Raw genomic sequence first — 20,245 nt, 5'->3', positions numbered from 1 at the left:
GTCGCTCAGGCATCGCCCGGCACATGCTCGGGTCCGCGCCGGCGCCGATGCTCGATGAAGGCCCAGATATGCGGACCGGCGAGCCCGATGAAGGCAAGGATCAGCAGCACCAGCGACAGCTTGTGGGTGTAGAACACCGACCAGTCGCCGTTCGAGATCGTCATCGCCCGGCGGAACTGCGTTTCGGCAAGCGGCCCCAGGATCATGCCGATGATGACCGGCGCGGTCGGGAAATCGAAGCGCCGCATCAGGAAGCCGGCGGCCCCCAGGAGATAGAGGATGACGAGGTCGATCGGCGATTGCGAGATGCCGTAGGTGCCGACGGTGGCGAACACCAGGATGCCAGCATAGAGCTGCGGCGCCGGGATTTTCAACAGCCGTACCCACAGCCCGATCAGCGGCAGGTTGAGAACGACCAGGATGACGTTGGCGATGAACAGGCTGGCGATCAGGCCCCAGACCAGATCGGCCTGCGTCGTCAACAGCAGCGGTCCCGGATTGATGCCGTAGCTCTGGAAGGCCGACAGCATGATTGCGGCGGTCGCCGAGGTCGGCAGGCCAAGGGTGAGCATCGGCACCAGCACGCCGGCGGCAGACGCATTGTTGGCGGCTTCCGGTCCGGCAACGCCCTCGATGGCGCCGACCGTGCCGAACTCCTCCTTGTGCTTCGACAGCTTCTTTTCGATGGCGTAGGACAGGAAGGTCGGGATCTCGGCGCCTCCGGCAGGCATGGCGCCGATCGGGAAGCCGATGAAAGCGCCGCGCAGCCATGGCTTCCACGAGCGCCCCCATTCGGCCGCGGTCATGTAGAGCGAGCCCTTGAGCGGCACGATCTCGTCCTTGCCGGCATAGCGGCGCGAGGCCATGTAGAGCGTCTCGCCGACGGCAAACAGGCCGACCGCGGCAATGATGACATCGACGCCATCGAGCAGTTCGTTCATGCCGAAGGTGAAGCGCGGCTGTCCCGTCTGCAGGTCGACGCCAATCATGCCGATGACGAAACCGATGAACAGGCTGGTGAGGCCGCGCACGGAGGACGAGCCGAGCACCGCCGACACCGTGATGAAGGCAAGCACCATCAGCGAGAAATATTCGGCCGGCCCGAAGGCGAGCGCGAACTTCACCACCACCGGGGCCAGGAAGGCGACGCCCATCGTGCCGATGGTGCCGGCGACGAAGGAGCCGATCGCCGAGGTCGCCAGTGCCGCGCCGCCGCGACCCGAGCGGGCCATCCTGTTGCCTTCCAGCGCGGTGACGATGGTGGCGCTTTCGCCCGGCGTGTTGAGCAGGATCGAGGTCGTCGAGCCGCCATACATGGCGCCGTAATAGATGCCAGCAAACAGGATGAAGGACGCCTCCGGCGCCACCTGGTAGGTGATCGGCAGCAGCAGCGCGATGGTCAGCGCCGGCCCGAGGCCGGGCAGCACGCCGATGGCCGTGCCGAGCGTGGTGCCGACCAGGCACCACAGCAGGTTCATCGGCGAGAAAGCGACGGAAAATCCGTGGGCGAGATGGCCGAGCGTCTCCATGGCGTCAGCCCCTCGCAGTGGCGATGATCGCGTCGATCACCGTGTTCAGCTGGTTTTCGATGAAGCCGGCGCCAATGTTGACGCCGAGCGCCCTGGCAAAGCCGAAATAGGCGGCAAGCGCCAGGATCAGGCCGGTCAGCGCATCGCGCAGCGTGTGCTTGCTGCCGAAGCCATAACAGACGAGCACGAACATGATGACCGAGGCGGCGGTGAAGCCGAGCGGCTGGATCAGCACCAGATTGGCGACCAGGCCGGCAACGACGATGCCCATGGCCTTCCAGTCGGTCGGCGTTTCCTTTTCCTCCTGCGGCTGCCAGCCGCCGCGCAGCGCGGCGACGATGAGCAGCAGCGAAAGCACGATCATGCCTGTCATGGTGATGTAGGGGAAGACGGTCGGCCCGACCTTGGAATAGAGCGGCGAAACCGGGATCGCCAGGGTCTGCCACGCCACGGCCGCGGCACAGGCGAGAAGCCCGATGCCGATCAACAATTCGGGCATGGCAAGGCGCGGGGGCGCCGGCTGCTGGTCGCTGGTGCTCATCGATGTCCTCCCGAGATGGCCGGCATCCTCCCGCCGGCCGCATCCGCAGTTTCACTCCCAGCGCATGATATGTCCATCTCGCAGGCTAATGTCGGAAGGGGCGGCCGTGGCCGCCCCTGAAGACATCAGGCGAGGCCGAGATCCTTGAGGATCGCGGTGATGCGGGCGGTGTCGTCGACGAGGAATTTCGCATAATCGTCGCCGGTCAGAAGGATGGGGGTCCAGTTGCGGTTCTTGCATTCGGCTGCCCAGGCATCGCTCTTGGCCATGGTCTCGATCATCGTGACCATCGCCGCCTTGTCGGCGTCGGAGACGCCTGGCGGTGCGAATACGCCGCGCCAGTTGAACAGTTCGACGTCGATGCCGGCTTCCTTCATCGTCGGTGCGTCGATGCCGTCCTGGCGCTTGTCGGCGGAGATCGCCAACAGCCGAAGCGCGCCCGCCTTGACCTGCTCGGAGAACTCGCCGAAGCCGGAAATGCCGGCCGCCACCTGGTTGCCGAGCAGCGCCGACAGCGCCTCGCCGCCGCCGGCGAAAGGCACATAGGAGAGGTTGGTTGCCGGAACGCCGACCGTCTTGGCGATCAGCCCGAACAGGATGTGGTCGGAGCCACCGGCCGAGCCGCCGGCCACCGGAACCTTGGTCGGATCCGCTTTGAGAGCGGCGACGAAATCGCCGGCCGTCTTGAACGGCGAATCCGCCGGCACCACCAGCGCCTCGAACTCGCCGGTGAGGCGAGCGATGGGCGTCACTTCGGAGAGGTTGTTGGCCGATTTGTTGGCGATGATGGCGCCGACCATGACCATGCCGGCCACCATCAGCGAATTGCCCTTGCCCTTCCACTGGCTGATGAACTGCGGCAGGCCGACAGTACCGCCGGCGCCGCCGACATTGGTGATCTGCGAGCCGGAGATCAGTTTTTCACTGCGCAGCACCTGGTCGATGGTGCGCCCCGTCTGGTCCCAGCCGCCGCCGGGCGCGGCCGGCACGAAGATCTGGATCTGCGGTGCATCCTGACCGAGGGCGGGCGTCAAATGCGTTGCAACGAATCCGGCAGCGCCTGCGGCCGCGGTGCTCATCAAAAATCTGCGTCTGTTCAGCATGGGATTCCTCCAAATCACGACACCTCCTCCGGTGCCTGCCAGAAACGTAGCCTGAAAACAGACCCGCTCGGCAAAAATTCATGCCGATTTCGGTACGTTCTGTCAACAGGAACGCTGTTCTACTAGACAGAACCATGGATGTGCGGCACAATCGCTTCGGCCGGCCTTTGTCCGAGCAGGTAAACTGGAATGAAACTGTTCGTGAGATGACCGAAGCGCGATCCCAGCCGTTGCCGGCCGATGGTGTTGCCGCGCTCGACCGCGCGATCGCCATTCTCGACGCGTTCGCGACCGCCGACCGCTCGCTCAGCCTGGCCGAGATCGCGGCGCGCACCGGGCTCTACAAAAGCACCATTTTGAGGCTGGCGAACTCATTGCTGCGCGGGCAGTTGCTAGAGCGGCTCGACGATGGCCGCTACCGCATCGGACCCGCCACCTTTCGGCTTGGCGCGCTTTACCAGCGCTCGGTCGTGGCGGTCGACATCCTGCTGCCGATCATGCGTGATCTTGCCGAACGCAGTTGGGAAAGCGTGGCGTTCTATGTCCGCTCGGGCGACGCCCGCACCTGTCTCTACCGCGTCGAATCCAAGCATCCTATCCGCTACACGATCCGGGAAGGCGACCTGCTGCCGTTGCTCACCGGCTCGGGCGGCCGCGTGCTGGCAGCGTTTTCAGGCCAGCCGGGCGAACCATACGAGACCATCCGCAAGGCCTGCCACTATCTGTCGATCGGCGACCGCGACCCTGAGACGGCGGGCGTCTCGGTGCCGGTGTTCGGACCGGGCCGCGTTCTGCTCGGCGCCTTGACGCTCGCCGGCCCGTCGACACGCGTCGATACGGCGTTCCTGCGCCGCATGACACCGGACCTGCTGGAGGCCGCCGCTCGCGCCACCCGCGCCTTCGGCGAGGATGCCTCGATGCTGGAGCAGGCAGCGCGCCTAGCCGGCGCTGAAACCGTGATCGGCCTCAGTTCGCCTTGACCAGCACCACGCGGCGGTTCTTGGCGCGGCCGGTTTCGTCATCATTGCTGGCGACAGGCGCCATCATGCCGGCGCCGGCGGCGGTCAGCCGGCCGCCATCGATGCCGTATTTCGAGACCAGCGCCGCCTTTACCGACTGCGCCCGCCGCGACGACAGATCGATATTGTAGTCGAAGGCGCCCTGGTTGTCGGTATGACCGACGACGATCACCGCCATGCCGGGCTCGTTGGTCAGAAGCGTCGAGATCTCCTTCAGCGTCGGTTCCGATTCCGGCTTGATGTCGGCCTTGTCGGTGTCGAAGAAGATGCCGTAGAGCGAGATGGAGCCGGTGGCCGACAGCGATTCCGCCATCTTGGCCGCTTCGACCACCACCATCTTCTTGTCGCGCGCCTTGGGCTCCAGCACCTGAACGACGGCGATGGTGCGGCCGTTGAGTTCCTTGCAGTAGAGGTCGTCGATCAGCGAATAGGCCTGAACCGTGACATAGGCGTCGCCGCCATCCTGCGGCACCTTGGCAGCGAAGAAGCGCTGGTCGTTGATACCGGTGGTTACCGCACAGGCGCCATTGGAAAAGGCCGCGTCCTTGACGTCGCTTTCATGGAAGAAATACATCATCAGGCTCATGTCGCCGCCGCCACCGCTCGACGACCGGTCGGCGGCGCCGCCGCACTCTTCCTTCTTGCATTCGAACAGGACTTCGCCGCCGGCGGCCGCGATCACATCCTGGTAGTTGCGCAGCACTTCGAGCGGGGAGCGCTCGGCCGGCAGCACATAGGCGATGCGGGTCAGCGCGCCTTCGACCTCAGCCTTCTTGTCCGGCGCGAACACACGGTTGTTCATCGTGTCACGGGCCTCCGGATCGGCGCTCGGCTTCAGCGGCGACAGCGGCACTGTAAAATCGGTATAGGCGAATTTTTCGTAGGAGACGATGAACGACCCCTCGTAGCGCTTGGCCAGATGATTGTCGGCACCGCCCTCGATGTCGGCGGTCGGCACCGTCGCATCGGCGCCCGCCAGTTGCACGGCCGCCAGCAGCAGCAGCCCCGCCCAGAAAAGCTTCAGAAATATCGCATTGATCGCACGCATGGTCGGCTCCCCCAAAGAGCAATTCCAGGAAAAGTGTGAGCGGTTTTCCCACAGGAATTGCGTAGCTAGATTAGAATAGCCAACCCTGGCAGAACGTGGAAATTGCGTCGATGAAGCGCTTCACACCCGCCGTTCGAGCAGGATCGTCAGCCCGTCGTGATAGGTGGTTTCCAGGACCTTGGTGTAGCCGCACTTTGCCGCAACGTTCAACGAACCGGTGTTTTCCGGATCGATGATGCAGACGGTTCTCGCGCCGGCAAAGGTGTCGTCGCCCCAGGCCAGGGCCCTTCTGACGACTTCGCTGGCAAGACCCTTGCCATGCGCTTGCGGCGCCAGCGCCCAGCCGGCTTCCGGAATGCCCTCGAGCGACGGCTCGATGTCCCGCTTCAGATCGTGGAATCCGGCCTCGCCGATGAAGCGACCGCTGGCCTTGTCCTCGACCGCCCAGAAGCCGTAGCCGAGCAGCGACCACAGGCCGGCATGCCGCAGGAACCGCATCCAGCTTTCCTCCCGCGTCCGCGGCTTGCCGCCGATGAAACGGGTGGTGACGGGGTCGGCCCACATGACGGCATAGTCGTCGAAATCTTCGATCCGGTGCGCCCGCATGATGGTCCGTTCCGTTTCGAGAACCGGGACGCCGGCTGTTTTTGGACTGCCCATGAAACTCTGCCTCCGTTGACGGTCAGCGCTTAGCAAACCAGCGCGCCCGGACAAGGGCCAAGCCGGATCATCATTCAGCCAGGGAAGCTTCCGAACGGCCTGGCGCGACCAGGCGGTCGAAGCGAACAGCGTCGGCTTACTTTCAGCCGTGCCAGACCATCTTCATGTAGAGCCCACCGCGCCGCAATTCGTCCAGCATCTGGTCGAGCCGCTTCTGCCTGGTGTCGCTGCGTTTGGCGCGGGCGACCCAGCCGAGATAGTCGTTCTTCTGGTAGTCCGGCCGCGCCTCGTAGGCCGCTGTCAGTCCTTTTTCGGTCAGGGCGATGCGGATGTCGTCCGGCATCGGGTTCAGGGCGCGCTTCAGTCCGGTCATTTCAGAAAACCCCAGCTGTCAGGATGGCGACGCCGATGGTCCAACCCAGGTCCGCCTCTGGGAATTCTGCCGAACGATGCTACCTTTCGCAACCGGTCCGGCAAGGGCCGGTCTCGATACCGCCAATGGGAGGAGAACGCCATGGACACCACCGATCTCGTGCTTGCCATTTTCCATCATCTGCTGGTGTTGTCGCTGGCCGGCATCATCGGCGCCGAATTTGTCCTGATCCGCGGCGACCTCTCCGCCGCCACGCTCAAGCGGCTTGCCGGCATCGACCGCCATTATGGCATCATCGCCATGCTGATCATCATCATCGGCATCTGCCGCGTCATCTACGGCCTGAAGGGCTGGGAATTCTACGTCTACAACTGGGTGTTCTGGGCCAAGATGGCGGCATTCGGCATCGTTGGCCTGCTGTCGATCATCCCGACCATCCGCTTCATCTCCTGGAACCGGCAAGCCAGTGCAAATCCCGGCTTTCAGGTGCCGGTTGCGGAACTCGCCTCGGTGAAGACCTATGTGCGCGCGGAAGCCTTCATCTTCCTGCTGATCCCGATCTTCGCGGCGGCGATGGCGCGCGGCTACGGTTATTGAAGCAACGCCAACACGAAACCCCATCTCCTCCGGGCATACTCCCCACTGATCGCCATGGTTGCGCACGACTGTATTTTGCAGTTTGCGTCAGGCGACAATCTGTTAGCTTGCCTTTGTTGCACCCTCGCTGCCTGACCTGCACAGCGATCGGAGATTGATATCCTGGGAGGAGAATTACGATGAGGAAAATTGTAGCCGCCCTGGCCGCCGCCGCGGCCGTCACGCTTTATTCGTTCACCGCCAGCGCACAGACCTATCCCGAGCGCACCATCACCGTCGTCGTGCCGTTTGCGGCCGGCGGTCCGACCGACACGGTTACGCGGCTCGTCGCCGAAGCCATGTCGAAGGATCTCGGCCAGCAGATCATCGTCGAAAATGTCGGCGGCGCCGGCGGCACGCTGGGCGCCGGCCGCGTCGCCAACGCCGACCCGGATGGCTACACGCTGCTCCTCCATCACATCGGCATGGCGACCAGCGCGACCCTCTACAGAAAACTCGCCTACGACACGCTGAACGCCTTCGAGTATGTCGGCCTCGTCACCGAGGTGCCGATGGCCATCGTCGCCCGCAAGGACCTGGAGCCGGCCGACCTGAAAGGGCTGGTCGAATACGCCAAGACCAACAAGGACACCATCACCGTCGCCAATGCCGGCATCGGCGCTGCCTCGCATCTGTGCGGCATGCTGTTCATGAGCGCCATCGGCACGCCGCTGGTCACCGTGCCCTACAAGGGCACCGGTCCGGCCATGACCGACCTTCTCGGCGGCCAGGTCGACATTATGTGCGACCAGACCACCAACACCACCAAGCAGATCCAGGGCGGCACGATCAAGGCCTATGCCGTCACCACGCCGGAGCGCCTCGACGTGCTGAAGGACGTGCCGACGACCATCGAAGCCGGCCTGCCCGCGGTGCAGGTCGGCATCTGGCACGGCCTCTATGCGCCGAAGGGCACGCCGGCCGAGATCACCGGCCGACTGTCGAAATCGCTCCAGGTCGCGCTGAAGGACCCCAACGTCATCGCCCGCTTCGCCGAACTCGGCACCAAGCCGTCGTCCGAGGCCGACGCGACGCCGGCAGCGCTGAAGGCCAAGCTGGAAGGCGAGATCATGCGCTGGAAGCCGATCATCGAAGCCGCCGGCCAATACGCCGACTGAGGCTTGAACGGGGCGCTGCCGGCGCCCCGTTTTCGCTTCGACGTCCGTTTTCACATTTGCAACGGCAAGCCCGTTGCAAGGGTCAGGGGAGGACCGCCATGAAACCTTTCGCCATCGACAGGGCAAACGGCCTGTGCGCCGCGCTGTTCATCTTTTTCGGCGCCTTTTTCGCGATACAATCGCTCGGCCTCGAAATCGGCACCGCCTTCCGCATGGGACCGGGCTATTTCCCGCTGGTGCTGGCGATCGTGCTGATCGTGCTCGGCGCCATCATCCTCGTCCAGGCGGTGCGCGTCGAGGGCGAGCCGATCGGCCCCATTGCCTGGCGCGGCATGCTCTTCATCCTGCCGGCGCCGATCTTTTTCGGCATGACCGTGCGCGGCCTCGGCTTCGTCCCGTCGATCTTCCTGACGGCGCTGATCGCCTCTTTTGCCGGCGCCCGCATGAAGCCGCTGACGGCACTTCTGCTGTCGGCCGGCCTGACGCTGTTTTCGGTGCTGGTCTTCAGCTACGCGCTCGGGCTGCCATTCCAGCGCTTCGGCCCCTGGTTGCCCCAATGGCTGGCATTGTGAGGCGCTGAGATGGACCTCCTCAGGAACCTCGAACTCGGCTTTTCGACGGCCACCACGCCGGCCAATCTGGGTTTTTGCCTCATCGGCGTTCTGCTCGGCACGCTGATCGGCGTCCTGCCCGGCATCGGCGCCACCGCAACCATCGCCATGCTGCTGCCGATCACCTTCCAGATCGGCGACCCGGTCTCGTCCCTCATCATGCTGGCCGGCATCTACTACGGCGCCCAGTATGGCGGTTCGACCACCGCCATTCTCATCAACATGCCCGGCGAATCCTCCTCGGCCGTGACCGCCATCGACGGCTACCAGATGGCCAGGAACGGTCGCGCCGGGGCGGCTCTGGCGATTGCCGCGATCGGCTCGTTCTTCGCCGGCACGGTGTCGACCTTCCTGGTCGCCGTCTTTGCCCCGCCGCTGACGGCAATAGCCCTGCAATTCGGCGCGGCCGAATATTTTTCGCTGATGATCGTCGGCCTCGTCTCGTCCATCGCGCTCGCCCATGGCTCGATCGTCAAGGCGCTGGCGATGGTCGTGCTCGGCCTGCTGCTCGGCATTGTCGGCACCGACATCTACACCGGCACGCCGCGCTTCACGCTCGGCATCCGCGAATATGCCGACGGGCTGAACTTCGTGGCGGTGGCGGTCGGCGTCTTCGGCGTCGCCGAGATCCTGCGCAATCTCGAAAACGAGCACGAGCGCTCGGTGATGATCAAAAAAGTCTCCGGCCTGATGCCGACCCGCGACGACTTCAAGGCGATGGCAGCACCCATCGTGCGCGGCACGATCATCGGTTCGGCGCTCGGCATCCTGCCCGGCGGCGGCGCGGTGCTTGCCGCCTTTGCCTCCTACACGGTCGAAAAGCGCGTGTCGAAACACCCGGAGGAGTTCGGCAAGGGCGCCATCGCCGGCGTCGCCGGACCGGAATCGGCCAACAATGCCGGCGCCCAGACCTCCTTCATTCCGATGCTGACGCTGGGCATTCCGGCCAATCCGGTCATGGCGCTGATGATCGGCGCCATGATAATCCAGGGCATCGTGCCCGGCCCCAATGTCGCGATCGAGCAGCCGGCGCTGTTCTGGGGCATCATCGCCTCGATGTGGATCGGCAATCTGATGCTGATCGTGCTGAACCTGCCGCTGATCGGGCTGTGGGTGAAGCTGCTGACGATCCCCTATTATGTGCTCTTCCCGATCATCATGGCGTTCTGCTCGATCGGCGTTTACAGCGTCAACACCAACGCCTTCGATCTCTACGCGGTCGCATTCTTCGGCCTGCTCGGCTACATCCTGACCAAGCTGCGCTGCGAACCCGCACCCCTGCTGCTCGGCTTCGTGCTCGGCCCGCTGCTCGAGGAAAACCTGCGCCGCGCCATGATCCTGTCGCGCGGCGACCCCTCGACCTTCGTGACGCGGCCGATCAGCGCCGGCCTGCTGCTCGTCGCACTGGCCGTGCTCGTCGTCGTCTTCCTGCCGTCGGTCAAGAAGAAGCGCGAAGAGGTGTTCGTGGAGGAAAGCTAGTTGTCGGGACGCCGGGCGCCGCGATTTCCACGAGCGGCGCCGGCACGTCTGTCGTCTTCACCTCGGCCTTGCAGAGATCGGCGATGACGCAGGCCGGGCAATCGGGCTTGCGCGCCTTGCAGACATAGCGGCCATGCAGGATCAGCCAGTGATGCGCATGGCGCATATACTCGTCCGGGATGATCCGCAGCAGCCCTTGCTCGACCTGTTCGGGCGTCTTGCCTGGCGCCAGGCCGAGGCGGTTGCCGATGCGGAAAATATGGGTGTCGACCGCCATCGTGTGCTGGCCGAACGCCATGTTGAGCACGACATTGGCGGTCTTGCGCCCGACCCCCGGCAGCTTGACCAACTCATCGCGCTCGCTGGGCACCTCGCCGCCGTAATCGCGTATCAGCGCCTCCGAGAGCGCCACGACATTCTTGGCCTTGTTGCGCCAGAGTCCGATGGTGCGGATGTACTCGCCAACCCTGGCTCCGCCCAGCGCCAGCATCTTTTCAGGTGTGTCGGCGACCTTGAACAACGCCCGCGTCGCCTTGTTGACGCCGGCATCGGTCGCCTGCGCCGACAGCACCACGGCCACCAGCAGCGTGAAGGCGTTGACGTGCTCGAGCTCGCCCTTCGGCTCGGGCCGCTGCACCGAAAACCGCCGGAAGATCTCATGCACCTCGGCGGCGCTGTAGAGCGAACGGAGCCGCGCCGGCCGCGGTCGCGGCTTGGCATTCGAGCCGTCGCGCCGCCCGGGCGGCAGTTCACTTTTGGATAGGGAAAGATTTTTGGACTTGGGGCTGGCCATTTCCCTCCTATAATATCCTGGGATGAGCGACACAAACGCCTCGTTTCAGGCCGACGAGCCATTCTTCCAGGCGCTGCTGACACCGCACCGCTCGCTGGGCCGCACCGGCTTTGCCGTGCTGATGGGCGCGCTGCTGTTCGGCTGGGTGGTGACCGGGGCGTTTTTCCTGTCGCGCGGCGCCTGGCCGGTGTTCGGCTTCTTCGGCCTCGACGTCATCGCCGTCTACATCGCCTTCCGCGCCAACTATCGTGCCGCCCGTGCCCGCGAGGAAGTGTCGGTGTCGCGCACCAGCCTCGACATCCGCAAGACGGCGCCCTCGGGAAAGTCGGAAGCGCATCGCTTCAACCCGTTCTGGGCGCGCTTTTCCGTCGCTCGCCATGCCGAGATCGGCATCACCAGGATGACGGTGGAAGCACAAGGACAGAATGTGCCGATCGGGTCATTCCTGGACCCTGACTCCCGCGAGAGTTTTGCCACTGCATTTTCACGTGCTCTGACAAAAGCCAGGACGCGTTAGAGTCGGCGCGTCAGAACCGGTAGCGTAAAATCCTGCCGACCTTGCGCAATGCGGGAATGTGTCTCCAGAGCCCGATGAACAGTTTTGCGGACCAGCTCATGTGCGCTGTGCGTTCCGCGCTGTAGGCCGAGATATCGTCGACAAAGCGCAGCTTCGGAACGGCACGCTCCAGTTCCTGTAGGTCGTCGATCGCCCAGTGAACCTCGGCGCCCGTCGCCCTGATGGTCGGATTGAGGCGCAGCATCTTCAGGCCGAAGTGGCTGTAGGCGTGGAACATCAGCTCGCCGCCGGCAAGATGCGCGACAAGGCGTGACAGCAGCCGTGGCCCCTCCTCTACCGGGAGATAAGGCGTCAACCCCTCCATCACCACGACGGCCGGACGATTGCGCGGCACTTCTGCCAGCCAGTCCGGGTCGGTTACCGAAGAGCCGACGAGGTGGTAATGGTCCCGGGACGGGTAAAGCTTGCGCCGGAGCGCGATGACATCCGGAAAATCGACATCGAACCACTCCACGCCTTCGGGTGGATCGACACGGAAAATGCGCGTATCGAGCCCGCAGCCGAGATGCACCACGATGGCGCCGGGATTTCTGGCGATGAAGTCCTGAACGCGGACATCATACGTCTTGGCCCGGATCGCCAGGCCGATGCCGAGATTGGTGTCGACCTTGAGGCGCGAGAAATCATAGTCGATCTTGCGCACGGCCTCGTCGGCGAAGCGATCCCCGAGCAGCGAATGCGGCAGCCGGCTTTCCAGTGCCTTGCCATAAAGCGTCATCAGCAAGGTCTCCCTTGCTCCGCTCAGATTCACCCTTTCGCCGGCCATTGGCATCTCCCGGGGCGCAATCCAGTATTTATCTGGGAACAGGCGGCAACAAGGCAAGTTTCGGGTGGTTGCAAGGGGCGGAAAGACCGATATTCGCGGTCAAGGAGATATTGCCATGAACGCCCAGATGACCATGAATACGCAGATGAAACCGACAGCGATCCTGCAGCACGACATCACCCCCAAGGGCAGCGACTACGAGGTCGTACGCCGCGCCATCGAGAAGATCAGCCTCGACTATCGCGACCAGCCCTCGCTGGAAGCCCTGGCAGCCGATGTCGGCGAGACACCCACGGGCCTGCAAAAACTGTTCACCCGCTGGGCCGGCCTGTCGCCAAAAGCCTTCCTGCAGGCGGTCACCCTCGACCATGCCCGCAAACTGCTCGATTCCGGCATGCCGCTCCTCGAAACATCGTTCGAACTCGGCATGTCCGGCCCCGGCCGGCTGCACGATTTGTTCGTCACCCACGAGGCGATGTCGCCGGGCGACTACAAGACGCGCGGCGCCGGCCTGACCATCCGCTACGGCTACCACATCTCGCCCTTCGGCATCGCCCTGATCATGGTCACCGACCGTGGCCTTGCGGGGCTCGCCTTCAACGATCCGGGCGGCGAGCGGGCGGCTTTCGCCGACATGTCGGGCCGCTGGCCGAACGCCACCTATGTCGAGGACATGAGCGCCACCCAGCCCTATGCGGCGCGCATCTTCGATCCGACATTGTGGCGCGCCGACCAGCCGCTGCGCGTGGTGATGATCGGCTCCGACTTCCAGCTGCGCGTCTGGGACGCGCTGCTCAGGATCCCGATGGGCAAGGCCTGCACTTATTCTTCGATCGCCTCCAGGATCGGCGCGCCAAACGCCAGCCGGGCGGTGGGGGCGGCGGTCGGCGCCAACCCATTGTCCTTCGTCGTCCCTTGCCATCGGGCGCTGGGCAAGTCCGGCGCACTCACCGGCTACCACTGGGGCCTGACCCGCAAACGCGCTATCCTCGGTTGGGAAGCGGGCCAGACCGCGTCCTGAAGCTGCCCGCATCAAACAACACCGGCGAAATCCCTTCGCCGGTGTTTTTCTTTTTGCGAGCTCCCGGCGCAAAACATCCGCACGCTCTGGCAAGCCGCCGGCTTACAGGTTAGCTTCCCGCGCATTCCGCAGGAGGCTTTCTTGATCATCGTTGTCGGCTCGATCAACCTCGACCTTATCGCCAATGTCGACCGCCTGCCTTCGCCGGGCGAGACGGTCCGCGGCTCCGGCTTCACCACCGCGCCCGGCGGCAAGGGCGCCAACCAGGCGCTGGCTGCGGCGCGCGCCGGCGCCAAGGTGCGCATGGTCGGCGCCGTCGGCAAGGACAATTTCGCAACCGAAGCCCTCGCTTTGCTCGTGGCCGGCAAGGTCGATCTCTCCGGCGTCGGCCAGAGCTTCGCCTCCACCGGCACGGCGCTGATCCTCGTCGGCGCCGATGGCGAGAATGTCATCGCCGTGGTGCCGGGCGCCAATGATTCGGTGCTGCCCGGCGATCTCGCCAAGGCTTTCCTTGCGAAGGGCGACGTCGTCCTGCTGCAGCACGAGATCCCGTTACAGACTGTCGATGCAGCGCTCGACGCCGCACGCGCCGCCGCCGCGGTCACCGTGCTCAACACCGCGCCGTTCCGTAGCGAGGCGGCAGCGTTGCTCGGCAAGGCCGACTACGCCGTCGCCAACGAAACCGAATTCGACCTTTACGGCGAGGCGCTGTCGCTGAAAGGCCGCGACCGCCCGGCGCGCATGCGCGACTTCGCCGGCAAAACCGGCCGCACCATCGTCGTCACGCTCGGCGGCGACGGCGTGCTGGCGGCGACCCCGGAGGATTTCCTGACCGTGCCGGCGCTGAAAATCACGCCGGTCGACACGGTCGGGGCCGGCGATACTTTTTGCGGTTATCTCGCTGCCGGGCTGGCGTCCAACCTGCCGCTGGAGCAGGCTCTCACTCGCGCCGCAGCCGCCGGCTCGCTCGCCTGCCTGAAGCCCGGCGCCCAGCCGGCCATCCCGCTGGCGGCGGATGTCGACACCGCCCTGCGCAACAACGCCGGATGACAGCCCTGCGCCCCGCAACGAAGCACGCCGTGCCCCCCGCCGGCGACATCTGCCGGATGTCCGCTGTCGACCTGGCCGAGGCGATCCGGCTGCGCCGCCTGTCCGTGCGCGAGTTGGTCGCCGCATTCCTCGACCGCATCGACGCGGTAAACCCGCTGGTCAACGCCATCGTCTCGTTGCGCGAGCGCTCCGACATCCTGCGCGAAGCCGACGCGGCGGACGCGCATCTAGCGCAAGGCGGGCCGGCCGGCTCGCTGTTCGGCCTGCCGATGGCGATAAAAGACCTCGCCATGACGCGCGGCTTGAGGACCAGTTTCGGCTCGCCGATCTTCGCCGATTTCGTGCCGCAGGAGGATGATTTCTTCGTCGAGCGCATCCGCAAGGCCGGCGCCATCATCATCGGCAAGACCAATGTTCCCGAATTCGGGCTGGGATCCAACACCTACAACAACGTGTTCGGCCCGACGCTGAACGCCTTCGATCCGGCGCTCACCGCAGGCGGGTCGAGCGGCGGCGCTGCGGTCGCCCTTGCACTCGACATGGTTCCGGTCGCCGACGGCAGCGATTTCGGCGGCTCGCTGCGCAATCCGGCGGCGTGGAACAATGTCTATGGCTTCCGCCCGTCGCAGGGCCTTGTCCCCGGAGGGCCGGACCTGGAAGTCTTTCATGCTCAGATGGGCATAGACGGGCCGATGGGCCGCAGCATCAGCGACATGGCGCTGCTGCTCGACGTGCAGGCGGGCTACCATCCGCATGCGCCCTTGTCCTGGGAAAAGCCTGGTTCATTCCTCGAAGGGCTGGCAACGCCGGCAAGCGGCGGCCGCGTCGGCTGGCTCGGTGATCTCGGCGGTCACCTGCCGGTAGAGCCTGGCATCCTCGATCTGTGCGAGGCCGCACTCGGCCGCTTCGCGGAGGCATCCTTCCTGACCGAGCCCTTGCTGCCGGATTTCGATTTCGAGGCACTGTGGCAAGCCTTCGTGACGCTGCGGCAGGCGAGCAGCGGCTCGGCGCTGAAAGTCCATTATGACGACCCGCACAAGCGCGCCCTGCTGAAGCCGGAAGCCGTCTGGGAGGTGGAGAACGCCATGCGGCTGACGGCGCCGCAGATCCGCGCGGCCTCGGTCATCCGCACCTCCTGGCACCGGACGCTGCTGTCGCTGTTCGAGCACTTCGATCTCATCGCGCTGCCGACGGCGCAGGTCTTTCCTTTCAAAGTCGGCACGCATTGGCCAAGTGAGGTCGCCGGACGGACGATGGACAGCTACCATCGCTGGATGCAGGTTTCGGCCTTCGCCACGCTCGGCGGCTGTCCGGCGCTCAACGTGCCCGTCGGCTTCGACGACAAAGGCCGCCCCTTGGGCATGCAGCTGATCGGCCGGCCGCGCGGCGACCTCGCCGTGCTCAGGGCCGGAGCGGCCTATGAGGCGACCTTGCCTTGGCAGGCTGGGGCGTCCTGACGCGAGGGGCGGCACGGTCTGCGACCGGCTTGCACCAGCCCCGCCGCCATGCATTGATTGCAGCCAGCCGCCTAAGCGCATCCTCGAGGAAATCCCCATGTCGCTGGAACTCTACGCTGCCTATGTCCTTGCCTGCATCGTCATCATCCTGGTGCCCGGTCCGACTGTCACGCTGATCATCGCCAACAGCATCCGCCATGGCTACCGCGCCGGCCTTGCCAATGTCGCCGGCACGCAGGCTGGGCTCGCCGTGATGATCGCCATCGTCGGCATCGGCCTCAACACGCTGATATCGGGCATGGGCCACTGGTTCGAATGGGTACGCCTGATCGGCGCCGCCTATCTGATCTGGATGGGGGTGCAGATGTTCCGTTCCAAGGGCGCGCTGAATGCCGACGGCACCGCGAGAAAGCCGCGCGGCGGCTTCTTCCTGCAGGGCCTGCTCGTGGCGCTGAGCAACCCCAAGACCCTGGTGTTCTTCGGCGCCTTCTTCCCGCAATTCATCGCCCCGCAGGGCAATTACACCCTGCAGATCGTCGTCATGGGCCTTACCGCGATGATCTTTGCCGCCGTCTCGGACTCGACCTACGCGCTCGCCGCCAGCCGCGCCGGCCGCCTGCTCTCGGCCAGCCGCATCAAGCTGATGTCCAGGATCAGCGGCAGCTTTCTGGTCGGCGGCGGCCTGTGGCTGGCGTTTTCCAAGGCGAAGTGACGACCGCCAACGGGTATCCCCGATGCAGTATGAGCCGGAATAGAAAGGCTGATTGAAAGTCTGCCTTTACGCCACCACATGAATCGGCGTGGGGGATTCACGTCGATGTCATGGACTTACGCTGGCATAAAAAGGGACGCGCCCGGCGTGATCCTGATCGTCGTCCTGTTTGCGGTGATGGTTCCTTCGGCTCTCTACAAATGGACGAATGATGCGAGCCCCCGGTCGGTCGAGCCAATCGACGCAACGGTCAAAAGTACCCATTCAGACAACGGCCGCACGCTTTATCTGGTTGCACTCGAAACCGGTTCGTCCATTCTTGTCGAAGACGACCTCCCGCATCTGATCGGCGCGCCGGCAAGATTGGAGCGCGTCACGCGCGAGAATGGAATGGTCTTCTATCGATTTGCAAAGTGAACGGCGGCGGCGCCTTCCTTCTCCCCTGTGGGAGAAGGTGGATCGGCGCGATAGCGCCGAGACGGATGAGGGGTGTTCCAGCGGAGTGAGACGTGGGCGTTCCCTGGAACACCCCACATCCGTCGCCTTCGGCGACACCGCCCGGGGGCGAGCCACTTGTCTCGCCCCGTCCCTTCGGAACCCACAATGGGGAGAAAGGAAAGACAGAGCTAAAGCCGAGCCAACCGCTCCACCAGCAGCGCGAAAAAGGCGTCATGGTCGATGTCGCGCATCACCATGGCGTTCTTCGGCCGCTTGGTCACGCCCCACCAGTCGATCACGGTCATGCCCATAGTGAGTTCGGAGGTGGTTTCCACGGTGACGTTGCAGTTGCGGCCCTTGAACAGCTCCGGCTTCAACAGATAGGCGATGACGCAGGGGTCGTGCAGCGGGCCGCCATCGGTGCCGTATTTCTCCTCGTCGAAGCGCTCGAAGAACTCCAGCATCTCGGCCGTCGCGGTGCCGACCCTGGTGCCGAGCTGGCGGATGGCCTGCGTGCGCTTGGCCGTGGTCAGCGCCTTGTGGGTGACGTCGAGCGGCATCATGACGATCGGAATGCCGGATTTGAACACCAGGTCGGCGGCTTGCGGATCGACATAGATGTTGAATTCTGCGGTCGGCGTGACATTGCCGCCTTCGAAGAAACCGCCGCCCATCAGTACGATTTCCTTGATGCGCGGCGCGATCTTCGGCTCACGGATCAGCGCCAGCGCGGCATTGGTGAGCGGGCCGAGCGCGCACAGGGTGATCGTGCCGGCCTCTTCCTTCATCAGCGTCTCGACGATGAAGTCGACCGCATACTGGCCCTGCAGCTTCATCTTCGGATCTGGCAGTTGCGGGCCGTTGAGGCCGGTCTTGCCATGCACTTCCTCGGCGGTGACCAGTTCGCGCGCCAACGGGCGGATGGCGCCTGCATAGACCTTGATGTCGGGCCGTCCCGCCAGTTCGCAGATTTTCCTGGCGTTCTTTTCGGTCAATTTCAGCGGCACGTTGCCGGCAACAGCAGAGATGCCGACGATCTCCAGCTCGGCGCTGCCGAGCGCCAGCAATATGGCGACGGCATCGTCCTGGCCGGGATCCGTGTCGATGATGATCTTGCGGGTCTGGGGCATTTCATTTCCTTATGCGGGGGAGTCTTTTTGGCGGGGGTGTTCGGCGGCTTGAACTTGGCCGCGGCGCGGACCATATCAAGACCATCGGGAAAAATGCCATCCGGGTTTTTCCAGTTTATGTCGCTCCAAAGAGGACAGTGTAACATGAGCCGAATGACGCCCTTCTCCAGCCCGCTTCTCCTTGGTTTCGATGCCATGGAAAAGACCCTGGAACGACTGGCGAAATCCGGTGACAGCTATCCTCCCTACAACATCGAGCGCCTCAGCGGTGCCGACGGCAAGGCCGAAAGGCTGCGCATTACGCTGGCTGTCGCGGGTTTCGCCGAAAGCGATCTCGATGTCACCACGGAGGAAAACCAGCTGGTCGTGCGCGGCCGTCAAACCGACGACACCGAGCGCGAATTCCTCCACCGCGGCATCGCCGCGCGCCAGTTCCAGCGCTGTTTCGTGCTGGCCGACGGCATGCGGGTGATCGCAGCGGAACTGAAGAACGGCCTTTTGTCGATCGATCTCGATCGGCCGGATACCGAACGGCTGGTACGGAAAATAAATATATCGGTGAAAGACTGATCTTTACCGATGGCTCTCATGCGGGATGGCCTTGAGCGGCGTCCTCGCGCCAAGGAGGCTTGAAATGACCAGAACTGACGAAACCATCACCATGACCAGCGGCGAATTCGCCCATCTCGGCGAAGGCTCGGTCGCTTATCTCCGCAAGGTCTCGAGCGACGAGCTGCTCGGGCGCTTCCCCAACCTCGGCGAAATAGCGCCTGGTATGGTCCTGTGGGCCCTGTTTGCCGCCAACGGCCAGCCGATCCTGCTTTCGGATGCGAAAGACCGGGCTTTGGCCGGCGCCATGGAAAACGACCTGACCACTGTCGCCATTCACTAAGGCGACTGCTGGCGGTTGAAATGGAGAGGGCCGCCTTCGGCGGCCCCTGGAAGACTTAAATCCGAAGAACTTCAGGCGGCGTGCGAGGCCTGCGTGTCCGAAAGCAGTGCGTGGATGGCGACCGCGTCGCGCGTGCCTCTGATCTTGGCCACCGTGTCGGCGTCGCGCAAAACCCTGGCGATGCGCGACAGTGCCTTGAGGTGATCGGCGCCGGCGCCTTCCGGGGCCAGCAGCAAAAACACCAGATCGACCGGCTGGTCATCCAAGGCCTCGAAATCGACCGGCGTCTCCAGACGGGCAAAGACGCCGGCGATGCGCTTCACCCCGGCGAGCTTGCCGTGCGGAATGGCGATGCCGTTGCCGACGCCGGTGGAGCCCAGCCGTTCGCGCTGCAGGATGGTGTCGAACACTTCGCGCTCCGGAATGCCGGAAATCGCCGCCGCTCTCTCGGACAGCAACTGCAGAAGCTGCTTTTTGGAGTTCGCCTTCAACGCCGGCAAGATCGCCGGAACGTTGAGAAGATCGCTCAGATCCATATTTGAAATCCCTTATTCGCCTGCCGTCGCCAGTCCTCGCCCCTCGCGCGGCTGGCTATTATCCCTGTGCGACCATTGTCGTCACCTGTGCGACCATTGTCGTTGTCGTCACGCCTGTGCGACTTTGGTCGTCGACGGGTCGATCCAGCCGATATTTCCGTCCGGCCGCCGATAGACGATGTTGAGGTGGTCGTTTCCGGCGTTGCGGAAGACGAAAACCGGGCTGTCCTTGGTGTCGAGTTCGATAACCGCCGACGCCACCGACATGGTCTGCAGCGTCATGGTTGATTCGGCGACGATGGCCGGGGCGTAGTCCTCCGGAATGTCCTCATCGTCATCGGTCAGCGGCGCCATCACCGTATAGGCGATGTCGGTGATTTCACCATTTCCAGTGCCTGAATTGTGCGATTTCAGACGGCGTTTGTAGCGCCGCAGCCTGGTTTCGAGGCGGTCCGCGGCCGCCTCGAAGGCAAGTGTCGGATCCTGGGAATCGCCGGTTGCCTGCAGCGAAGCGCCGGAATCCAGCCTGATCATGCAATCGGCCGAATAACGCGACCCCGATTTGATGACCGTGACGTGCCCTGAAAAACCGCGATCGAAATATTTTCCAATCGCCTCGCCGACACGATCGGTAATGCGCGTACGCAACGCATCGCCGATATCCATGTGTTTACCCGATATGCGCAATTTCATCTGAAAACTGACCTTCCTTGCTCAGGCTTCAAACTGGCCAGAGTTTATACTCGTGATCCGTGC

Annotated in this window: 24 protein-coding genes; 13 read left to right on the top strand and 11 right to left on the bottom strand. The window is 64.2% G+C overall.

The features are described from left to right. Positions 1 to 5: 5 nt before the first annotated feature. The 3 genes from NLY42_RS12490 to NLY42_RS12480 form a co-directional block, all read right to left on the bottom strand. Positions 6 to 1,529 carry a tripartite tricarboxylate transporter permease gene (locus tag NLY42_RS12490; RefSeq protein WP_023686551.1) on the bottom strand — a complete coding sequence of 508 codons (1,524 nt, stop codon included), beginning with the start codon at positions 1,527 to 1,529 and terminating at the stop codon, positions 6 to 8. Between the two features lie 4 nt (positions 1,530 to 1,533). Next, positions 1,534 to 2,070, bottom strand: coding sequence for a tripartite tricarboxylate transporter TctB family protein (locus tag NLY42_RS12485; RefSeq protein WP_023683087.1), 537 nt, complete (start codon positions 2,068 to 2,070; stop codon positions 1,534 to 1,536). Positions 2,071 to 2,195: 125 nt separating this feature from the next. Continuing rightward, entirely contained in the window at positions 2,196 to 3,173 is a 978-nt protein-coding gene (locus tag NLY42_RS12480; RefSeq protein WP_023726470.1) for a Bug family tripartite tricarboxylate transporter substrate binding protein, read from the bottom strand. Between the two features lie 206 nt (positions 3,174 to 3,379). Between NLY42_RS12480 and NLY42_RS12475 the strand changes: the two genes are divergently transcribed. Further along, complete coding sequence (locus NLY42_RS12475) at positions 3,380 to 4,153, top strand: IclR family transcriptional regulator (RefSeq protein ID WP_023683085.1); 774 nt, start codon at positions 3,380 to 3,382, stop codon at positions 4,151 to 4,153. Here NLY42_RS12475 and NLY42_RS12470 read toward each other — a convergent pair. The 3 genes from NLY42_RS12470 to NLY42_RS12460 all read right to left on the bottom strand — a co-directional run bounded on the left by NLY42_RS12470 (position 4,140) and on the right by NLY42_RS12460 (position 6,273). Beyond that, positions 4,140 to 5,240, bottom strand: a complete 1,101-nt coding sequence (locus NLY42_RS12470; protein WP_023754270.1) for an OmpA family protein — start codon at positions 5,238 to 5,240, stop codon at positions 4,140 to 4,142. The two genes, NLY42_RS12475 and NLY42_RS12470, sit on opposite strands and share 14 nt — an antisense overlap. 120 nt (positions 5,241 to 5,360) lie before the next feature. Further along, positions 5,361 to 5,900 (bottom strand): GNAT family N-acetyltransferase, encoded by a 540-nt coding sequence (locus NLY42_RS12465; RefSeq protein ID WP_023683084.1) that lies wholly within the window; start codon positions 5,898 to 5,900, stop codon positions 5,361 to 5,363. 142 nt (positions 5,901 to 6,042) lie between these two features. Beyond that, on the bottom strand, positions 6,043 to 6,273 hold the full coding sequence (locus tag NLY42_RS12460; protein ID WP_023683083.1) for a YdeI/OmpD-associated family protein: 231 nt from the start codon (positions 6,271 to 6,273) through the stop codon (positions 6,043 to 6,045). A gap of 141 nt (positions 6,274 to 6,414) precedes the next feature. Between NLY42_RS12460 and NLY42_RS12455 the strand changes: the two genes are divergently transcribed. The 4 genes from NLY42_RS12455 (at position 6,415) to NLY42_RS12440 (ending at position 10,117) form a co-directional block, all read left to right on the top strand. Further along, the gene (locus NLY42_RS12455; protein ID WP_023735112.1) at positions 6,415 to 6,870 is read left to right on the top strand and encodes a DUF2214 family protein; all 456 of its coding nucleotides are present in this window, start codon (positions 6,415 to 6,417) and stop codon (positions 6,868 to 6,870) included. A 179-nt stretch (positions 6,871 to 7,049) separates the two neighbouring features. Next, entirely contained in the window at positions 7,050 to 8,027 is a 978-nt protein-coding gene (locus tag NLY42_RS12450; protein WP_023683081.1) for a tripartite tricarboxylate transporter substrate-binding protein, read from the top strand. 98 nt (positions 8,028 to 8,125) lie between these two features. Next, a complete protein-coding gene (locus NLY42_RS12445) occupies positions 8,126 to 8,599 on the top strand; it encodes a tripartite tricarboxylate transporter TctB family protein (RefSeq protein ID WP_023735113.1) in 474 nt (157 codons plus the stop codon). Positions 8,600 to 8,608: 9 nt separating this feature from the next. Then, complete coding sequence (locus NLY42_RS12440) at positions 8,609 to 10,117, top strand: tripartite tricarboxylate transporter permease (RefSeq protein WP_023683079.1); 1,509 nt, start codon at positions 8,609 to 8,611, stop codon at positions 10,115 to 10,117. Here NLY42_RS12440 and nth read toward each other — a convergent pair. Continuing rightward, on the bottom strand, positions 10,077 to 10,910 hold the full coding sequence (gene nth / locus NLY42_RS12435; RefSeq protein ID WP_023683078.1) for an endonuclease III: 834 nt from the start codon (positions 10,908 to 10,910) through the stop codon (positions 10,077 to 10,079). The two genes, NLY42_RS12440 and nth, sit on opposite strands and share 41 nt — an antisense overlap. A 22-nt stretch (positions 10,911 to 10,932) precedes the next feature. Here nth and NLY42_RS12430 point away from each other — a divergent pair, with 22 nt between their 5' ends. Beyond that, positions 10,933 to 11,427, top strand: coding sequence for a DUF2244 domain-containing protein (locus tag NLY42_RS12430; protein ID WP_023669732.1), 495 nt, complete (start codon positions 10,933 to 10,935; stop codon positions 11,425 to 11,427). Between the two features lie 10 nt (positions 11,428 to 11,437). Here NLY42_RS12430 and NLY42_RS12425 read toward each other — a convergent pair whose 3' ends face one another. Continuing rightward, positions 11,438 to 12,253 carry a class I SAM-dependent methyltransferase gene (locus NLY42_RS12425; protein ID WP_023754269.1) on the bottom strand — a complete coding sequence of 272 codons (816 nt, stop codon included), beginning with the start codon at positions 12,251 to 12,253 and terminating at the stop codon, positions 11,438 to 11,440. 115 nt (positions 12,254 to 12,368) lie between these two features. Between NLY42_RS12425 and NLY42_RS12420 the strand changes: the two genes are divergently transcribed. The 5 genes from NLY42_RS12420 (at position 12,369) to NLY42_RS12400 (ending at position 16,910) form a co-directional block, all read left to right on the top strand. Next, entirely contained in the window at positions 12,369 to 13,274 is a 906-nt protein-coding gene (locus tag NLY42_RS12420; RefSeq protein ID WP_031244703.1) for a methylated-DNA--[protein]-cysteine S-methyltransferase, read from the top strand. Positions 13,275 to 13,415: 141 nt separating this feature from the next. Further along, complete coding sequence (locus NLY42_RS12415) at positions 13,416 to 14,324, top strand: ribokinase (protein WP_023714115.1); 909 nt, start codon at positions 13,416 to 13,418, stop codon at positions 14,322 to 14,324. Then, positions 14,321 to 15,781: an amidase gene (locus NLY42_RS12410; protein ID WP_031244705.1), complete on the top strand. Its 1,461-nt coding sequence runs from the start codon at positions 14,321 to 14,323 to the stop codon at positions 15,779 to 15,781. Before NLY42_RS12415 ends, NLY42_RS12410 begins: the two co-directional genes overlap by 4 nt. 97 nt (positions 15,782 to 15,878) lie before the next feature. Beyond that, positions 15,879 to 16,493, top strand: a complete 615-nt coding sequence (locus NLY42_RS12405) for a LysE family translocator (RefSeq protein ID WP_023669737.1) — start codon at positions 15,879 to 15,881, stop codon at positions 16,491 to 16,493. Between the two features lie 147 nt (positions 16,494 to 16,640). After that, positions 16,641 to 16,910 (top strand): hypothetical protein, encoded by a 270-nt coding sequence (locus tag NLY42_RS12400; RefSeq protein ID WP_245263515.1) that lies wholly within the window; start codon positions 16,641 to 16,643, stop codon positions 16,908 to 16,910. Between the two features lie 209 nt (positions 16,911 to 17,119). Here the strand turns inward: NLY42_RS12400 and NLY42_RS12395 are convergent, their stop codons facing one another. Then, positions 17,120 to 18,061 (bottom strand): nucleoside hydrolase, encoded by a 942-nt coding sequence (locus NLY42_RS12395; protein WP_023712340.1) that lies wholly within the window; start codon positions 18,059 to 18,061, stop codon positions 17,120 to 17,122. 144 nt (positions 18,062 to 18,205) lie between these two features. On the opposite strand from NLY42_RS12395, the gene NLY42_RS12390 reads away from it, so the two are divergent. Both NLY42_RS12390 and NLY42_RS12385 read left to right on the top strand, forming a co-directional pair. Next, the gene (locus NLY42_RS12390; RefSeq protein ID WP_023669741.1) at positions 18,206 to 18,631 is read left to right on the top strand and encodes an Hsp20 family protein; all 426 of its coding nucleotides are present in this window, start codon (positions 18,206 to 18,208) and stop codon (positions 18,629 to 18,631) included. 64 nt (positions 18,632 to 18,695) lie between these two features. Further along, a complete protein-coding gene (locus NLY42_RS12385) occupies positions 18,696 to 18,953 on the top strand; it encodes a BQ00720 family protein (RefSeq protein WP_023683072.1) in 258 nt (85 codons plus the stop codon). Positions 18,954 to 19,024: 71 nt separating this feature from the next. Here the strand turns inward: NLY42_RS12385 and ptsN are convergent, their stop codons facing one another. Beyond that, the gene (gene ptsN, locus NLY42_RS12380; protein WP_023669743.1) at positions 19,025 to 19,489 is read right to left on the bottom strand and encodes a PTS IIA-like nitrogen regulatory protein PtsN; all 465 of its coding nucleotides are present in this window, start codon (positions 19,487 to 19,489) and stop codon (positions 19,025 to 19,027) included. A gap of 108 nt (positions 19,490 to 19,597) precedes the next feature. Beyond that, the gene (gene hpf / locus NLY42_RS12375) at positions 19,598 to 20,182 is read right to left on the bottom strand and encodes a ribosome hibernation-promoting factor, HPF/YfiA family (RefSeq protein ID WP_023683071.1); all 585 of its coding nucleotides are present in this window, start codon (positions 20,180 to 20,182) and stop codon (positions 19,598 to 19,600) included. Positions 20,183 to 20,245: the final 63 nt, after the last annotated feature.

Origin of the sequence: Mesorhizobium sp. C372A (assembly GCF_030323245.1) — a bacterium.
In the GTDB taxonomy this organism is placed as follows: Bacteria; Pseudomonadota; Alphaproteobacteria; order Rhizobiales; family Rhizobiaceae; genus Mesorhizobium.
This window is presented reverse-complemented; position numbering and strand designations above follow the sequence as displayed.

Coding starts and splice junctions, on each gene's coding strand:
- NLY42_RS12490 (WP_023686551.1), bottom strand. CDS start 1,529: ATGGAGACGCTCGGCCATCTCGCCCACGGATTTTCCGTCGCTTTCTCG.
- NLY42_RS12485 (WP_023683087.1), bottom strand. CDS start 2,070: ATGAGCACCAGCGACCAGCAGCCGGCGCCCCCGCGCCTTGCCATGCCC.
- NLY42_RS12480 (WP_023726470.1), bottom strand. CDS start 3,173: ATGCTGAACAGACGCAGATTTTTGATGAGCACCGCGGCCGCAGGCGCT.
- NLY42_RS12475 (WP_023683085.1), top strand. CDS start 3,380: ATGACCGAAGCGCGATCCCAGCCGTTGCCGGCCGATGGTGTTGCCGCG.
- NLY42_RS12470 (WP_023754270.1), bottom strand. CDS start 5,240: ATGCGTGCGATCAATGCGATATTTCTGAAGCTTTTCTGGGCGGGGCTG.
- NLY42_RS12465 (WP_023683084.1), bottom strand. CDS start 5,900: ATGGGCAGTCCAAAAACAGCCGGCGTCCCGGTTCTCGAAACGGAACGG.
- NLY42_RS12460 (WP_023683083.1), bottom strand. CDS start 6,273: ATGACCGGACTGAAGCGCGCCCTGAACCCGATGCCGGACGACATCCGC.
- NLY42_RS12455 (WP_023735112.1), top strand. CDS start 6,415: ATGGACACCACCGATCTCGTGCTTGCCATTTTCCATCATCTGCTGGTG.
- NLY42_RS12450 (WP_023683081.1), top strand. CDS start 7,050: ATGAGGAAAATTGTAGCCGCCCTGGCCGCCGCCGCGGCCGTCACGCTT.
- NLY42_RS12445 (WP_023735113.1), top strand. CDS start 8,126: ATGAAACCTTTCGCCATCGACAGGGCAAACGGCCTGTGCGCCGCGCTG.
- NLY42_RS12440 (WP_023683079.1), top strand. CDS start 8,609: ATGGACCTCCTCAGGAACCTCGAACTCGGCTTTTCGACGGCCACCACG.
- nth (WP_023683078.1), bottom strand. CDS start 10,910: ATGGCCAGCCCCAAGTCCAAAAATCTTTCCCTATCCAAAAGTGAACTG.
- NLY42_RS12430 (WP_023669732.1), top strand. CDS start 10,933: ATGAGCGACACAAACGCCTCGTTTCAGGCCGACGAGCCATTCTTCCAG.
- NLY42_RS12425 (WP_023754269.1), bottom strand. CDS start 12,253: ATGGCCGGCGAAAGGGTGAATCTGAGCGGAGCAAGGGAGACCTTGCTG.
- NLY42_RS12420 (WP_031244703.1), top strand. CDS start 12,369: ATGAACGCCCAGATGACCATGAATACGCAGATGAAACCGACAGCGATC.
- NLY42_RS12410 (WP_031244705.1), top strand. CDS start 14,321: ATGACAGCCCTGCGCCCCGCAACGAAGCACGCCGTGCCCCCCGCCGGC.
- NLY42_RS12405 (WP_023669737.1), top strand. CDS start 15,879: ATGTCGCTGGAACTCTACGCTGCCTATGTCCTTGCCTGCATCGTCATC.
- NLY42_RS12395 (WP_023712340.1), bottom strand. CDS start 18,061: ATGCCCCAGACCCGCAAGATCATCATCGACACGGATCCCGGCCAGGAC.
- NLY42_RS12390 (WP_023669741.1), top strand. CDS start 18,206: ATGAGCCGAATGACGCCCTTCTCCAGCCCGCTTCTCCTTGGTTTCGAT.
- NLY42_RS12385 (WP_023683072.1), top strand. CDS start 18,696: ATGACCAGAACTGACGAAACCATCACCATGACCAGCGGCGAATTCGCC.
- ptsN (WP_023669743.1), bottom strand. CDS start 19,489: ATGGATCTGAGCGATCTTCTCAACGTTCCGGCGATCTTGCCGGCGTTG.
- hpf (WP_023683071.1), bottom strand. CDS start 20,182: ATGAAATTGCGCATATCGGGTAAACACATGGATATCGGCGATGCGTTG.